This window comes from Roseateles sp. UC29_93 (assembly GCF_042695725.1).
Taxonomy (GTDB): Bacteria; Pseudomonadota; Gammaproteobacteria; order Burkholderiales; family Burkholderiaceae_C; genus Roseateles; species Roseateles noduli_A.
Genome location: NZ_CP170545.1, coordinates 81076 through 94800, shown reverse-complemented (window position 1 = coordinate 94800; position 13725 = coordinate 81076). Strand labels below are relative to the sequence as shown.

The 13725-nt window shown below is 68.2% G+C and carries 13 protein-coding genes, 1 tRNA gene and 1 pseudogene; 9 read left to right on the top strand and 6 right to left on the bottom strand.

Translation table 11 applies throughout. From position 1 onward, the window contains the following. Positions 1 to 34 precede the first annotated feature (34 nt). Positions 35 to 1414 carry a lyase family protein gene (locus tag ACFJIX_RS00455; RefSeq protein ID WP_377156928.1) on the top strand — a complete coding sequence of 460 codons (1380 nt, stop codon included), beginning with the start codon at positions 35 to 37 and terminating at the stop codon, positions 1412 to 1414. A 575-nt stretch (positions 1415 to 1989) separates the two neighbouring features. Then, the gene (locus ACFJIX_RS00450; protein WP_377156927.1) at positions 1990 to 2640 is read left to right on the top strand and encodes a hypothetical protein; all 651 of its coding nucleotides are present in this window, start codon (positions 1990 to 1992) and stop codon (positions 2638 to 2640) included. A gap of 70 nt (positions 2641 to 2710) precedes the next feature. Here the strand turns inward: ACFJIX_RS00450 and egtD are convergent, their stop codons facing one another. The 3 genes from egtD to ACFJIX_RS00435 all read right to left on the bottom strand — a co-directional run bounded on the left by egtD (position 2711) and on the right by ACFJIX_RS00435 (position 5251). Next, the gene (gene egtD, locus ACFJIX_RS00445) at positions 2711 to 3625 is read right to left on the bottom strand and encodes an L-histidine N(alpha)-methyltransferase (RefSeq protein WP_377156925.1); all 915 of its coding nucleotides are present in this window, start codon (positions 3623 to 3625) and stop codon (positions 2711 to 2713) included. Continuing rightward, positions 3622 to 4905: an ergothioneine biosynthesis protein EgtB gene (gene egtB, locus ACFJIX_RS00440; RefSeq protein WP_377156924.1), complete on the bottom strand. Its 1284-nt coding sequence runs from the start codon at positions 4903 to 4905 to the stop codon at positions 3622 to 3624. The genes egtD and egtB overlap by 4 nt, the downstream gene beginning before the upstream one ends. Before the next feature lie 127 nt (positions 4906 to 5032). Beyond that, positions 5033 to 5251 (bottom strand): hypothetical protein, encoded by a 219-nt coding sequence (locus ACFJIX_RS00435; RefSeq protein ID WP_377156923.1) that lies wholly within the window; start codon positions 5249 to 5251, stop codon positions 5033 to 5035. Between ACFJIX_RS00435 and ACFJIX_RS00430 the strand changes: the two genes are divergently transcribed. Continuing rightward, positions 5250 to 6053, top strand: a complete 804-nt coding sequence (locus ACFJIX_RS00430) for a LuxR C-terminal-related transcriptional regulator (RefSeq protein ID WP_377156921.1) — start codon at positions 5250 to 5252, stop codon at positions 6051 to 6053. The two genes, ACFJIX_RS00435 and ACFJIX_RS00430, sit on opposite strands and share 2 nt — an antisense overlap. Here ACFJIX_RS00430 and ACFJIX_RS00425 read toward each other — a convergent pair. Both ACFJIX_RS00425 and ACFJIX_RS00420 read right to left on the bottom strand, forming a co-directional pair. Next, positions 6025 to 6414 (bottom strand): VanZ family protein, encoded by a 390-nt coding sequence (locus ACFJIX_RS00425; RefSeq protein WP_377156919.1) that lies wholly within the window; start codon positions 6412 to 6414, stop codon positions 6025 to 6027. The two genes, ACFJIX_RS00430 and ACFJIX_RS00425, sit on opposite strands and share 29 nt — an antisense overlap. 102 nt (positions 6415 to 6516) lie before the next feature. Continuing rightward, a pseudogene (locus ACFJIX_RS00420) lies at positions 6517 to 7217 on the bottom strand (siderophore-interacting protein). A 154-nt stretch (positions 7218 to 7371) separates the two neighbouring features. Between ACFJIX_RS00420 and ACFJIX_RS00415 the strand changes: the two are divergent. The 6 genes from ACFJIX_RS00415 to ACFJIX_RS00390 all read left to right on the top strand — a co-directional run bounded on the left by ACFJIX_RS00415 (position 7372) and on the right by ACFJIX_RS00390 (position 12533). Further along, positions 7372 to 7827, top strand: coding sequence for a MarR family winged helix-turn-helix transcriptional regulator (locus tag ACFJIX_RS00415; RefSeq protein WP_377156917.1), 456 nt, complete (start codon positions 7372 to 7374; stop codon positions 7825 to 7827). A 96-nt stretch (positions 7828 to 7923) separates the two neighbouring features. After that, positions 7924 to 7999, top strand: a tRNA-Thr gene (locus ACFJIX_RS00410). Positions 8000 to 8230: 231 nt separating this feature from the next. After that, positions 8231 to 8968, top strand: a complete 738-nt coding sequence (locus ACFJIX_RS00405; protein WP_377156916.1) for a hypothetical protein — start codon at positions 8231 to 8233, stop codon at positions 8966 to 8968. Positions 8969 to 9090: 122 nt separating this feature from the next. After that, positions 9091 to 10455: an alanine racemase gene (locus ACFJIX_RS00400; RefSeq protein ID WP_377156914.1), complete on the top strand. Its 1365-nt coding sequence runs from the start codon at positions 9091 to 9093 to the stop codon at positions 10453 to 10455. Positions 10456 to 10459: 4 nt separating this feature from the next. Continuing rightward, complete coding sequence (locus ACFJIX_RS00395; RefSeq protein ID WP_377156912.1) at positions 10460 to 11167, top strand: alpha/beta fold hydrolase; 708 nt, start codon at positions 10460 to 10462, stop codon at positions 11165 to 11167. Then, a complete protein-coding gene (locus tag ACFJIX_RS00390; RefSeq protein ID WP_377156910.1) occupies positions 11160 to 12533 on the top strand; it encodes a DUF2130 domain-containing protein in 1374 nt (457 codons plus the stop codon). Before ACFJIX_RS00395 ends, ACFJIX_RS00390 begins: the two co-directional genes overlap by 8 nt. A gap of 147 nt (positions 12534 to 12680) precedes the next feature. On the opposite strand, the gene ACFJIX_RS00385 is transcribed toward ACFJIX_RS00390, so the two are convergent. After that, positions 12681 to 13700 carry a class 1 fructose-bisphosphatase gene (locus ACFJIX_RS00385; RefSeq protein WP_377156909.1) on the bottom strand — a complete coding sequence of 340 codons (1020 nt, stop codon included), beginning with the start codon at positions 13698 to 13700 and terminating at the stop codon, positions 12681 to 12683. Between the last annotated feature and the right edge of the window lie 25 nt (positions 13701 to 13725).

Genomic DNA, 13725 nt, shown 5'->3' with positions numbered 1-13725 from the left:
CTCGATAGCATCGGAAGTCCTTAAAGGACGTTGGATGCTGTTCGAGGCTTTTTTGTCGTCCACCGCGATGGAATCGGTGTTCTCGCCGACCGCGGTGGTCCAGTCGATGATGGATGTGGAGGCCGCGCTGGCCCGTTCCGCGGCGCGCGTGGGCTTGATTCCCGCGCCGGCGGCGCAGGCCATCGCCAGCCTGTGCCGGGCCGAGCTCTACGACGTGCCGGCCCTGATCGCCGCCGCGCCGCACAGCGGCAACCTGGCGCTGCCGGTCGTGCAGCGCCTGCGCGAGACGGTGGCGCTGTTCGACCCCGCCGCCGCGGTCTACGTGCATCGCGGCGCGTCCGCGCAGGACCTCGTCGACACCGCGATGGTGCTGCGCACCCGCGAGGCGCTGCGCCTCGTCGATGACGACCTGCAGCAGCTCTGCGGCCGGTTGCTGGATCTGGCGGAACGCCACGCCGCCGTGCCGATGCTGGGCCGCACGATGATGCAGCCGGCGCAGGTGATCAGCCTGCGCTACAAGCTCATGAACTGGTTGATGCCGCTGCTGCGCAGCGCCGAACGGCTGCGTGAGCAGGGTTGTGCCTCGCTGCTGCTGCAACTGGGCGGTGCCGTCGGCACGCTGGACGCGATGGGCGACCGCGCCGACGACATGCTGACCGCCGTCGCCGCCGAGCTCTCGCTGCCGCGGCCCGACATGTGCTGGCACACGCAGCGCGACCGCTGGCTGCGACTCGGCCTGGAGGTGGGCCTGCTCTGCGGCAACCTCGGCAAGCTGGCGCAGGACTTCGCGCTGATGGCGCAGGCCGAGGTCGACGAACTCCACGAACCGCCGGGCGAGGGCTACGGCGCCTGCCTGTCGATGCCGCACAAGAAGAACCCGGTCGCGGCGCTGCAGGCGATGGCGGCGGTGCAGCGCGCGCCGCAGCGGGTCGCCGGGCTGATGAGCTGCATGACGCCGGAGCACGAACGCGGGCTGGGCCAGCATCAGGCCGAGCTGGCCGAGTGGAGCGGGCTGATGGGCGGCGCGCATGCGGCGGTGCAGGCGCTCAACCGCGCGCTGGCCGAACCGGTCATCCGCGTCGACCGGATGCGCGCGCATGTCCTGGAACGCCAGGGGCTGGTGGCCAGCGAGCGCCTCGAGCATCTGCTGATGCCGCGTCTGGGGCGTCAGCGCACGGGCGCGATGATCCGCGACCTGATCCACCGGGTGCGCCAGGGCGAGGGGTCGCTGGAGCAGCTGCTGCGCACGGCCATCGACGTCGGCGATCTGCCGGCGATGGCAATTTCGCCCATCGAACTGGCCGCCATGTTCGACCTGGATGCCATCGCAGCGCAGGCCGATGGCCGTGTCGAGGCCTTGATGGCGGAGGCGCGTCAACGTCTGGATGCGCTGGCCGCGCAACCGTGCACCTGACCGGTTCGTGACTGGTCTCACGACCGGCAGCAAGACGCAACGCGATACGAACTTTGTGATCGCTCAGCGGTCAAATCGCGCCTGAAGCGACAAATATCCCCAGATGCCGTATGGATTTCCGCAAAAAAGTGGGGGTGGGCTGTCCCATGAATTCGGCATTTGAACGAAAAGCATCCAGTTACACCTGCAACAAATGGGGCGCCGGGAGGCGCCTCGCCACGGGGCTCGGGATTCGATGAATACACACGCTGGCGAGGCCCGGCGCTGTATTCCCCGTAGGTGCCCGCTATGTAACGGAATTCCCTCAAATGCGGGGTTTCGTCCTGGCAAGGGATTGACCCGCGCTCGAACCCGGGACAGACCCGTAAGACGAGGGTCGCATTTGTTAACTATCGTAGCGACCTGCAGTAATTACTTTGAGTGGGCCATAGACTCGCCTTTGATAACCAAGCAGTCTGGAGTTGGGAATGAGCGACGAATCTCGCATGTCGAACATTGAAATGGAAGCGCCCGCAAGCCCTTTGCAGGCGCTGCAGTCCATTGGTTCGGAGATGTCGTTTGTCCGCTCCGATTCCGTGGAGCTCGTTTCCCGCGATACCGAGTTCGGGCGCATCGAGATCCGTGCGCTGATGGAAGGCACCGGCCACGCGCTGCTGGAGCGCCGGTACGCGTCACGGGGTTACAGGCTCAGCCGTTCCGCGGACGTGACGCTGGGGGCGTATTGGGAAGGCCGGCTGGTGTCCACGCTGGGGTTGCGGCGTGACAGCGGCAACCTGGCCGCGGACCAGAGTTTCCCGGCCGAGATGGCCGGCATGCGCCAGCAAGGCTGGCAGCTGTGCGAATTCACGCGGCTGGCCGCCGATCCGGATGGTCCGTCCAAGCTGGTGCTGGCCAGCCTGTTCCACCTGGCCTACCTGCATGCGGCCCACCACTGGGGCGCCGAGTTCCTGGTGATCGAGGTCAATCCCCGCCACAAGGCCTTCTACCGCCGCATGCTGGACTTCCAGCCGCACGGTGAAGAGCGGCTGCACCGCAGCGTCGGCGCGCCGGCGGTGCTGATGAGCCTGTCGCTGGCCTACGGCCGCAAGAAGGTGGAGAAGTTCGGCGGATCGCTGAACGAGGACGAGGACAGCCGCTCCCGCACGCTGTTCCCGTACTTCTTCTCGCCGAAGGACGAGCCCGCGCTGCTGAGGAAGCTCGCGGACGTGTACGGCTACGACGCCTGACGGCCCGTCGCGTCTGGACGAAGACGCCCTCCGATCCCCCAGGGGATCGAACCGATTCCGCCTTCTGCCTTCAAGCCTCCAGCCAATGCAGGCTGAACCAGCGCTGATCGTCCGTCCAATGCGCTGACGGCTTGAACCCGGCTTCCCGCGCCAGCGCCTGGAAGGTCTCCACGCTGTACTTGTAGGAATTCTCGGTGTGCAGGCTCTCGCCCGGCACCAGCGTGTAGCGGCGCCCTTGCAGCTGCAGGTGCTGCTCGCCGCGGGGCATCAGGTGCATCTCGATGCGGTGCTTGCGCGGGTCGTAGAACGCGTAGTGGTCGAAGCCGCTCGGATCGCATTCCAGCTTCAGTTCGCGCTGGGCGTGGCGCAGCAGGTTCAGGTTGAAGCGCGCCGTCACGCCTTGCGCGTCGTTGTAGGCCGCATGCAGCCGGGCCGGATCCTTGATCAGGTCCACGCCGATCAGCAGCGCCCCGCCGTCGAGTTCCTCGCGCAGCAGGCGCAGGAATTCCAGCGCCTCGTCCGGGTTGAAGTTGCCGATGCTGGATCCCGGGAAGAAGCCGACGCGTCGCCCGTCCGCCGGCGCATCGGGCAGCACATGCATGCGGGTGAAGTCCGCCACCACCGGCAGGATGCGCAGCGCCGGCTGTTCGCGCTGCAGCGACTCGCAGGCCGCCAGCAGATGAGGACCGGAGATGTCCACCGGGACGAAGCTGTGCAGCTGCTCCGCGCGTTCCAGCAGCAGGCGCACCTTCACGAGCGCGCCGGCGCCGTACTCGATCAACTGCGCGCCGGGGCCCATGCGTGCGGCGAATTCATCGGCATGCCGTTTCAGCAGCGCAAGCTCGGTGCGCGTCGGGTAGTACTCTGGCAGTTCGCAGATCTGCTCGAAGAGGGCCGAACCCTGCGCGTCGTAGAAGTACTTGGGGGAGATCGCGTGCTCGGGGCCGGCGAGCGCCGCGTGAAGGTCCTCGGCGAAACTGCTCATGCGGGGGTCTCCGTGCGCGGGCGCGCATCGCGGGCCAGTCTCAGCCCGGTGAACTGCCAGCGCGCCGCCGGCGGAAAGAAGTTGCGGTAGGTCCGGCGCGTGTGGCCGGGCGGCGTCGCGAGGCTGCCGCCGCGCAGCACCAGCTGGCCGACCATGAACTTGCCGTTGTATTCGGACGCGGCTCCGTCCAATGGCCGGAAGCCGGGATAGGGGTGATAGGCCGAACGCGTCCACTGCCAGGCCTGGTCGTCGAGCTGCGCCATGCCGGGCAGCGTCGAGGCGGCTTCCCATTCCGGCTCGCTCGGCAGACGTGCGCCGGCCCATTCCGCATACGCGGCGGCTTCGTAGAAGCTGAGCTGCATCACCGGCGCGGCGGGATCCATCGGACGCAGTCCGTGCAGGCCGAAGACCGACCAGCGCGATCCGGCGCCGTCGTTGTCGCTGTCGCTGTCGTTGTCGTTGTCGTCCACCCAGTACAGCGGGGCTCTCCAGCCGTGCTGCTGGACCGTGGCCCAGCCGTCGGACAACCACCAGCGCGGCTCGCGGTAGCCGCCGTCGTCGATGAAGCGCTGGAAGTCGCCGCAGGTCACGAGGCGGCTCGCGATCTCGAAGGGCTCGAGCCAGACGCGATGTCGCGGTCCTTCGTTGTCGAAGGCGAAGCCCGTCGACGCTGTGCCGGCGGCGCGCGTGTCGTGGCCGATGTCGACGAGGCCGCCGTCATGGCGCAGCCATTCGCTGGTGCCGCCCACGATCGGCGCGGGGGTGGCGTCGATCAGCGCCGGCCGCCACGGATGGCAGGACAGCAGGTGCAGCGCATCGGTCAACAGCAGTTCCTGGTGCTGCTGCTCGTGATGCAGGCCCAGTTCCAGCGTCGGCGCGATCTCGGCCCATTGGGCATCGCTGCAGCGCGCGATCAGCTGCTGGATGTGCGTGTCCACATGGCGGCGGTAGGCGCGCACCTCGTCCAGCGACGGGCGCGTCAGCAGGCCGCGCTGCGGGCGCGGGTGACGCGGCCCGAGGCCTTCGTAATACGAGTTGAAGAGGAAGTGGAAGGACTCGTCCAGCGGCCGGTAGTCCGGCAGATGCGGGCGCAGCAGCAGCGCCTCGAAGAACCAGCTCGTGTGCGCCTGGTGCCATTTGGCCGGACTCGCGTCCGGCATCGACTGCGCGGCCTGGTCCTCGGCGGACAGCGGCTCGGCCAGCGTCAAGGTGTGGCGCCGGACCGCTTCGAAACGGCGCGCGAGATCGCGCCGCACCAGCGGCAGATCGTGATCCGACATGCAAGCAACTCCTGCAGGCCCCAGAGGGAGGAAGGCCCGAACGACAACGGTAGCCGATTTGCCGTGTCCGCGTCCGGCGTGGGCCGCTTGCCAGACCACGGCGGGACGGCTCAACTGCCACCCGATGTCAGGTAGGGCAAATCGGGTACCCGCGCAGGCCGCTGCCGCGATTCATGCGATTCATCGGCGCGTCATGCTGCGCGGGCAGGCTGACGGCGACCCGGCTCACGCCTTTGCCCATGCCCATGATGCCGCCCTCGATCTCCTCGTCGCTGCCGCCGCTGCTGCCCTCGACCGCTTCGCCTGCCGTGGCGCCGCCGGCATCATCGTCGGCGCTGCCGGCCATGGGCCTGCCGCTCCACGGCGGGGTCGACGGGGACGGCCTGCCCTTGTCCTGGCTGCAGGACCACGTGCTCGCCGAACGCCTGCTGGAGGCGCTGTGGAGCGCGCGCCAGCCGGCGACCCCGGCGCAGTTCTTCGTCTGGAGCCAGAGCCGCCTGCAGCCGCTGCTGCCGCACCGGCTGATGGTCTGCGTCGGCGACCAGCCGCCGTCGCCGCGCCTGACGGCGCAGCTTTTCCACCTGAAGCCCATCGGCGACGGGCTGCACACGCAGCTCGAATCGGCCGATCACGGCCTGTGGCTGCACCTGGTCCGACGCTGGGGCGACGGTCGGCGGCCGCTGCACATCGACCTCGCGCGGGAATCGGACCTGGCCCTGTTCCAGCCGCTGCTGGAAGCCGGCTTGCGGGAACTGGCCCTGCACGGCGTGGCCGCGGATGGCGAGCGGCCGCAGAGCCTGTTCCTGTTCGCGGGCGAGGGCTGGCAGGACGACCACCTGCGCCGCCTGGAGCTGCTGACGCCGGCGCTGCACGCGGCCTGGCGACGCGCGCGGCTGCAGGCGCGGGGTCAGGCCTTGCCGCGTCGCGCCGGGTCGCTGGTGACGCCGCGCGAGCAGCAGATCGTCGAGGGTCTGCGCGCGGGTCTGAGCAATGAAGGGATCGCGATCCAGCTCGGCATCAGCATGTTCACGGTCAAGAACCACGTGCGCAAGATCCTGCGCAAGCTGGGCGCGAACAACCGCGCGCAGGCGGTCGCGATCGCGATGTCGCGCCGGGAGTTCAGCGAGCCGGAGTCGCCCGGGGCGTGAGCAGGCGCAGGATCAGCGCGTGCACGGCGACGCCGATGACGGCGCCGATCATGTCGGCCAGCACGTCCTGCGCGTCGGCGTCGCGGCCTGGGATCTGCGATTGGACGAGTTCGATCAGGACGCCGTAGGCGAGCAGCATCGCCAGCACGATCCAACGGCGGCGCGGGCCGGCGGCGAAGCACTGCATGCCGATGACGGCGAGCGTGCCGAAGGCGGTGAAGTGGTTCGCCTTGTCCCAGCCCAGGTCGGCCGAGGGCGGCGGATGCGGTGAGAACGCGAGCCAGCTCGCGCCGACCACCACCGCCAGGAAGAGGAGGCGCCAGGCGTTGCGCCAGCGCGGGTCGTGCAGGACTTCAGACATGCGGGGCAGTGTGCCACGCACGTGTGAAGCGAAAGTGAGGCGGCACGCCGTCCGCCTCGTCGTCCGCCTCGCCGTCCCACCCGCGTCGCGGCCCCCTGCCGTTCACTCCAGATGCTCGTGATGATGGCTGGCGCCGCGCTTCCAGTAGGCCGAGGCCCGGATCGCATGGCGATCGTGACCCTTCTCGTCGACGAGGATGCGGCGCACCGCGGCCATCGCCGCGGCTTCGCCGGCGCACCAGGCGTAGCCCTCGCCGGACGGCAGCGTCAGCGCGCGGGCGGCGGCCAGCAGTGCGTCGTCCCGTCGACCCAGCGCAGGTCGAGATCGGCGCGGGTGTCGAAGCGGCGGCGATCGTTTTCCGGCACGTTCAGCAGCGCGACGACGCGCGCGCCGGACGGCAGTTCCTCGAGGCGGCGCGCGACGGCGGGGAGGGCGGTCTCGTCGCCGACCAGCAGATGCCAGGCGAAGTCCGTCGGAATGATGAAGGAGCCGCGCGGCCCGCCGACGGTCAGCGTGTGGCCCGGCTGCGCCTGCGCGGCCCAGGCCGCGGCGGGGCCGTCGCCGTGCTGGGCGAACTCGATGACCAGCTCGCGCGCCGCGTTGTCGAAGCGGCGCGGCGTGTAGTCGCGCATGACCGGAGTGCCGTCGGCGTCGGGCGCGAAGATCAGCTTCACATGGTCGTCGAAGGAGGTGCTGACGAAGTCGGCCAGCGAGTCGCCGGTCAGCGTCACGCGGCGGAAGTTCGGCGTCACGTCGTCGACGCCGGTCACGGTCAGCTCGCGGCGCTTGAGTTCGTGACGCACGCGCTGGACGCGGCTCGCGGCGGGCTCGGCGGCTGGCGCCGCAGCGGTGGAGAGGGTGGAGGAAGCGGTGGGGGTGTTCAGCGGATCGGGCTTCATTGCCGGTGGTCTCTGTTTCGTTGACAATGTCATCCATCTTGCGACGGAACGATTGACAATGTCAACTAACACCACTGGCCGGAGGGGCAAGGACGACGACGTGCTGGAGCTGGTGCATTCGGTGATGCACCGCTACCGCGCGTTGCAGTACCGCTTCCTGCGCGACGGGCCGCAGGACATCACGCACATGGAAGGCAAGGTGCTGTTCTTCTTCGAACGGCACCCGGATGCGACGCAGAGCGACCTGGCGGCGCACAGCGGGCGGGACAAGGCGCAACTGGCGCGGCTGATCAAGACCTTGCGCGACAAGGGACTGCTCGAAGCGCAGACCGACGAGGTCGACCGCCGCCAGGTGCGGCTGCGGGTCAGCGACGCGGGCCTGACGGTGCAGCGCGAACTGAAGCGGCAGGCGCGGCAGGTGTCGGTGCAGGCACTGGCCGGTCTGAGCGCGGACGAGCAGACGCAGCTCGCCGCGTTGCTGAAGCGCGTGCAGGCGAATCTGGGCGAGGAATGAATCGGCGGCTGACGTTGCCTGCGTGCGACGTGGGTGCGGAAGTTGTCGACGTCGAAAATCTCGGCTATAGTCTCAGACTCTGTTGTTCGCGACAGCGCCGATGTAGCTCAGTTGGTAGAGCAGCGCATTCGTAATGCGAAGGTCGGGAGTTCGACTCTCTTCATCGGCACCAATCTGGAAAAGCCGCTTGGGTTCCCAAGCGGCTTTTTCTTTTGCGGCGCACATGCGGCGGGACTTCAGTCCCAAGGCACTCCCACCTTTGGTGTCCCGGGCATCGGGTCGACACCTTCGATGGGGGACAGGTCTCATCACCCTTGAGGATGTCCGCCGTCGGAGCGGCTTTCTAGCATCCCGCCGTCGCGCATGTCGCGCATGTCGCGCGTCGCGATCAAGGGAGAGTGACATGAAACGAGCATTGAGCGTCGCGCTGTTGAGCGCGGCTGCGGCCCTGTCGGCGCATGGCGCCGCCGTGGTGAACGGCGACTTCGAGGGCGGCAGCCTGAGCGGGTGGTACGCCACCGGGGCCAACGTCAACGGATCCTCGACCGCCATCGTCAACGCCGGCAACGGCTATCCGGCGTTGGCCGGCAACAACTCGGCGCTGATCGTGGCGATCTCGACGTGGCCGCTGAACCAGAACGTGACCTGCGCGTCCGACATCTGGAACGTCGCCTGTCCGCTGCCGGTGCAGTTCAGCCCGTCGGGCGCGGGTGCGCCGACCTTCTTCTCGCAGAACGTGGCGGGTCGCTACATGCGTGGCGGCTTCATTGCGCAGGACGTCAACGTCGAGGCCGGCGACACGCTGGACTGGGTCTCGCAACGGCTGGGTGAAGTTGCCTCGGGCAATGTGGGCTCTCCCGGGAATGTCGACAACGCCTTTTTCGTCGCCTTCAACGGGAGCACGGAAGCGGTGGTCGACCTGCGCGGCAATGTCTCGTCCTACACCTTCGCGCAGGGCGGGCTGTGGTCGATCTTCTTCGGCGTGCAGCAGACCGAGGATCCGTATGTCTGGAGCGCGCTGAAGGTCGACTCGATCGCGTTCCGCGCGGCCGAAGTGCCGGAGCCGGACTCGCTCGCGCTGGCGTTCGCCGCGGGCGGCGTGCTGTTCTGGCAGCGTCGCCGGCAGCGTTCGGCGAACTGAGCGGCGGCCCACGCGCGACCGCTCGCGATCCCCGGCGTCAGCCGCCGGGAGGGCCAGACGCGCCGCATCCGGCGGGCGCGTCGCGCCACCGGCGCCCGCCGACGGTGGCAACATGGCGCGCCATGAGCCCACACGACCACGACGATCAGCCCGGCCACGCGCCGGTGACGCTCACCCTCTCGGCCCTCGAGGCCGAGCCGCTGCCCGGCACGCTCAAGGGCCTGCCCGCGGTCGCTGAGGGTGTGCCGCTGGGCGGGCTCGGCGCGCTGGGGCTTTCGCTGCTGGACGGCGACCTGCCGCTGCCGGCGGCAATCCTGAAGGACTCCGCGCTGACGCACAACGCGCGCTGGATGCGCGAGTTCACCGCGCGCGCCGGCGTCAGCCTCGCGCCGCATGGCAAGACGACGATGGCGCCGCAGCTGTTCCAACGCCAGTTCGACGAAGGTGCCTGGGGCATGACGGCCGCTACGGCAGCGCATGTGCGCACCTACCGGCGCTTCGGCGTGCCGCGCGTGCTGCTCGCGAATCAGCTGATCGGCAAGGCGGATCTGGACCTCGTGTTCCGCGAGCTGGAAGCCGCCCCTGATGTCGATTTCTATCTGCTGGTCGATTCCGCCGCGGGCCTGGACTTGCTGCGCCGCGCCGCGGTCGAACGTGGCTTGAAGCGACCGCTCCAGGTGCTGCTGGAAGTCGGCACGCCGGGCGGACGCACGGGCGTCCGCACGATGGAGGAGGGCGCCACGCTGGGCCGCCTCATCCGCGATGCCGCGCCGACGATCACGCTGCGCGGCGTCGAGGCGTTCGAAGGCGTCTACAGCGGCGCGGACACGGCGCGCGTGGAGCTCGGCGCGCTGACGATGATCGAGACGGTCGCGGAATTGACGCGACTGGGCTGCGCCGAAGGCTGGTTCGCCGCGGACGAGGTGCTGCTGACCGCGGGCGGCTCGGCGTTCTTCGACATGGCGGCGAAGACGCTGGCCTCGGTGGAGGCCGCGGGCACCGGCCACGCCTTGCGCGTGGTGCTGCGCAGCGGTTGCTACCTCAGCCACGACAGCCTGCAGTACGAGCGCATGCAGGACCGCATGCGCCAGCGCGCCGGCGCGCTGTGGGGCGAAGGCCCCGGCCTGCGCAACGCGATCGAGGTCTGGGCCTACGTGCAGTCGGTGCCCGAGCCGGGCCGCGCGATCTGCACCGCCGGCCGCCGCGACTTGAGCTACGACGCCTGCCTGCCGCAACCGCTGTGGTGGTACCGCCGCGGCCTGCATGACGCGCCGCGGGCGACACCCGCCGACTGGGCGGTCACGAAGCTGAACGATCAGCACGCGTACGTCGATGCCGGCGGGGAGGGCGGCACGCTGATGCTGCAGGTCGGCGACATGATCGCGTTCGGCGTCGGCCATCCATGCACGACCTTCGACAAATGGCCATTGCTCTACACGGTCGACGACAGCTACCGCGTCATCGGCGGCGTGCGGACATTCTTCTGAATCGATGACCGCCTTGGTGCTGCTGCCCGGCATGGACGGGACCGGCGATCTGTTCGAGCCGTTCCTGAAGGCCATGCCGTCGCGACTGCGGCCGGTGGTCGTGCGTTATCCCGTGGACCGCTGGCTCGATGACGACGAGCTCCTCGCGCACGTGCGCATCGCATTGCCCAGCGACGAGCCATTCATCCTGCTTGGTGAGTCGTTCTCCGGGCCGGTCGCATTGAAGCTGGCGGCGGAATGTCCGCCCGGCCTTCGCGGTGTCGTGCTCGCTGCGTCGTTCGCGCAATATCCGAATCGCGCGCTGGCGCTCTTCAAGCCTGTGGCGGGTTGGACGCCCTTGCGCCTGCTGCCAAAGTCCGTGATGAGCGTGCCCCTGCTGGGCCGCTTCGCGACTGAGGCGCTGAAAGAGGCGCTTCATCGCGCGGTGACCCGCGTGACGCCGTCTGTGATGGCGCATCGAGCGCGGCAAGTTCTATCCTTCGATGCAACCGCGGCGACGGCCTGCATCACCGTGCCGATCCTCTGTCTGCGGGCAATGCGGGATCGCGTTGTCGCCGCGAGCGCGGCCACTGATATTGCCGCCCGGAACCCTCGATGCACCATCGTTGATATCGAGGCGCCGCATATGCTGCTGCAATGCGCGCCCGCCGCCGCGGCACGGGCCATCGTCGACGTCTTTGAAGAACAAGAGAAGGGGAGTCCCCATGCATGAAATCATCTGCCCGCACTGCGGCAAGGCCTTCAAGATCGACGAGGCCGGGTACGCCGACATCCTCAAGCAGGTGCGCGACACCGACTTCGAGAGGCAGCTGCACGAACGGCTCGCGTTGGCCGAGCAGGACAAGCGCAACGCCGTGGAGCTGGCGCAGGCCAGGACCGCCGGCGAGCTGCAGAAGGCCGCCGCGCTCAAGGACGGCGAGATCCAGGAACTGAAGGCCCGGCTCGATGCGGGTGAAGTCCAGCGCAAGCTCGCGGTGACGGAGGCGCTCACCGTGCTGGAGAAGCAGGCGCAGCAGGCCGCCGCGACGAAGGACGCCGAGATCCAGGCGTTGAAGGCGAAGCTCGATGCGATCGGGCTGACGCAGCAGCTGGCGATGACGCAGGCCGTCGGCGCGGTGGAGAAGGAACGCGACCAGCTCCGCAGCGGGCTTGAGCGCGCCGAGCTGGAGAAACAGCTCGCCGAGAAGGCGCTCAAGGACAAGTACGAGACGCAGATCAAGGACCGCGACGACGCCATCGAGCGCCTGCGCGACATGAAGGCGCGACTGTCGACCAAGATGGTCGGCGAGACGCTTGAGCTGCATTGCGAGACCGAGTTCAACCGCATCCGCGCGACCGCGTTCCCGCGCGCCTACTTCGAGAAGGACAACGACGCGCGTTCGGGCAGCAAGGGCGACTACATCTTCCGCGATGCCGATGAGTCCGGCACGGAGATCGTCTCGATCATGTTCGAGATGAAGAACGAGAACGACCGCACCGCCACGAAGAACCGCAACGAGGACTTCCTGAAGGAGCTCGACAAGGACCGCGTCGAGAAGGGCTGCGAGTACGCGGTGCTGGTGTCCCTGCTCGAGCCGGAGAGCGAGCTCTACAACACCGGCATCGTCGACGTGTTCCATCGTTATCCGAAGATGTACGTCGTGCGGCCGCAGTTCTTCCTGCCCATCATCACGCTGCTGCGCAACGCGGCGATGAACTCGCTCAAGTACAAGACCGAGCTCGCGCTGGTCAAGGCGCAGAACATCGACATCACCCACTTCGAGACGCAGCTCGAGAGCTTCAAGTCGGCGTTCGGGAAGAACTACGAACTCGCGTCGCGGCGCTTCCAGACCGCGATCGACGAGATCGACAAGTCCATCGACCATCTCCAGAAGACCAAGGAGGCCCTGCTCGGCACCGATCGCAACCTGCGCCTGGCCAACGACAAGGCGCAGGACGTGACGATCAAGAAGCTGACCAAGGGCAATCCGACGATGGCCGGGAAGTTCGCCGAGCTCAAGAACGATGACAAGCCTGCCGCCGCCGATCGCGGCAACGACGACAGCGACGGCAAGCGCGACGAAGGCAGCCTGTTCTGAGGGCTGAGCCCCGAGGGCGCCCAGAAGCACGAAGGCCGCTCATCGAGCGGCCTTCTGCCTTCTGCCTTCTGCCTTCTGCGTTCTGCGTTCCGCGTGATGGACGTGAGGTGTCCGGGGTGAGTCGGACGGGGTCTCACATCCGTCAGCTCACTGGGCCTTGTCGGCCTCCAGGTGGTACTGCGTCACCCGCTCGACCTCGTTCTTCGAGCCGAGCACGACCGAGACGCGCTCGTGCAGCTTGCCCGGCTGCAGGTCCATGATGCGCTGGCGGCCGTTGGTGGCCGCGCCGCCCGCCTGCTCGACGAGGAAGGCCATCGGGTTGGCCTCGTACATCAGGCGCAGCTTGCCGGCCTTGTTGGGCTCGCGCTTGTCCCACGGGTACAGGAAGACACCGCCGCGCGTCAGGATGCGGTGCACGTCCGCCACCATCGACGCGATCCAGCGCATGTTGAAGTCCTTGCCGCGCGGACCGGTCGTGCCGGCCAGGCACTCGTCGATGTAGCGCTTCACCGGCTCGTCCCAGTGCCGCATGTTGGACATGTTGATCGCGAACTCCTTGGTGTCCGCGGGGATCTTCACGTCGTCGGCGGTCAGCACCCACGAGCCCTGCTCGCGGTCCAGCGTGAACATCGCCACGCCGTCGCCCACCGTCAGCACCAGCGTCGTCTGCGGTCCGTAGACGCAGTACCCCGCCGCCGCCTGCGCGGTGCCGGGCTGGTGGAAGTCCTCCTCGCTGATGCCCTTGGCGCCCTCGGGCTTCTTCAGCACCGAGAAGATGGTCCCGATCGACACGTTCACGTCGATGTTGCTGGAGCCGTCCAGCGGGTCGAACATCAGCAGGTACTCGCCCTGCGGGAAACGGTTGGGCACCAGGTGGATGCTCTCCATCTCCTCCGAGGCCATCGCGGCCAGGTGGCCGCCCCACTCGTTGGCTTCGATCAGCACCTCGTTGGCGATGATGTCCAGCTTCTTCTGGACCTCGCCCTGCACGTTCTCGGACCCGGCCGTGCCCAGCACGTCACCCAGCGCGCCCTTGTTGACGCTGATGGCGATGCGCTTGCAGGCCCGCGCGACCACTTCGATCAGCAGCCGCAGCTGCTGGGGGATGTGGCCGTGCAGCCGCTGCTGCTCGACGAGGTATTGGGTCAGGCTGACGCGTTGACTCATGAAACGACTCCGATGGTTGCAAATC

Excerpts from the sequence above, each read along its gene's own strand:
- ACFJIX_RS00430 (WP_377156921.1), top strand. The coding sequence starts at position 5,250 with ATGGGCCTGCCGCTCCACGGCGGGGTCGACGGGGACGGCCTGCCCTTG.
- ACFJIX_RS00455 (WP_377156928.1), top strand. The coding sequence starts at position 35 with ATGCTGTTCGAGGCTTTTTTGTCGTCCACCGCGATGGAATCGGTGTTC.
- egtB (WP_377156924.1), bottom strand. The coding sequence starts at position 4,905 with ATGTCGGATCACGATCTGCCGCTGGTGCGGCGCGATCTCGCGCGCCGT.
- ACFJIX_RS00415 (WP_377156917.1), top strand. The coding sequence starts at position 7,372 with ATGTCAACTAACACCACTGGCCGGAGGGGCAAGGACGACGACGTGCTG.
- ACFJIX_RS00400 (WP_377156914.1), top strand. The coding sequence starts at position 9,091 with ATGAGCCCACACGACCACGACGATCAGCCCGGCCACGCGCCGGTGACG.
- ACFJIX_RS00425 (WP_377156919.1), bottom strand. The coding sequence starts at position 6,414 with ATGTCTGAAGTCCTGCACGACCCGCGCTGGCGCAACGCCTGGCGCCTC.
- ACFJIX_RS00395 (WP_377156912.1), top strand. The coding sequence starts at position 10,460 with ATGACCGCCTTGGTGCTGCTGCCCGGCATGGACGGGACCGGCGATCTG.
- egtD (WP_377156925.1), bottom strand. The coding sequence starts at position 3,625 with ATGAGCAGTTTCGCCGAGGACCTTCACGCGGCGCTCGCCGGCCCCGAG.
- ACFJIX_RS00390 (WP_377156910.1), top strand. The coding sequence starts at position 11,160 with ATGCATGAAATCATCTGCCCGCACTGCGGCAAGGCCTTCAAGATCGAC.
- ACFJIX_RS00385 (WP_377156909.1), bottom strand. The coding sequence starts at position 13,700 with ATGAGTCAACGCGTCAGCCTGACCCAATACCTCGTCGAGCAGCAGCGG.
- ACFJIX_RS00405 (WP_377156916.1), top strand. The coding sequence starts at position 8,231 with ATGAAACGAGCATTGAGCGTCGCGCTGTTGAGCGCGGCTGCGGCCCTG.
- ACFJIX_RS00435 (WP_377156923.1), bottom strand. The coding sequence starts at position 5,251 with ATGGCCGGCAGCGCCGACGATGATGCCGGCGGCGCCACGGCAGGCGAA.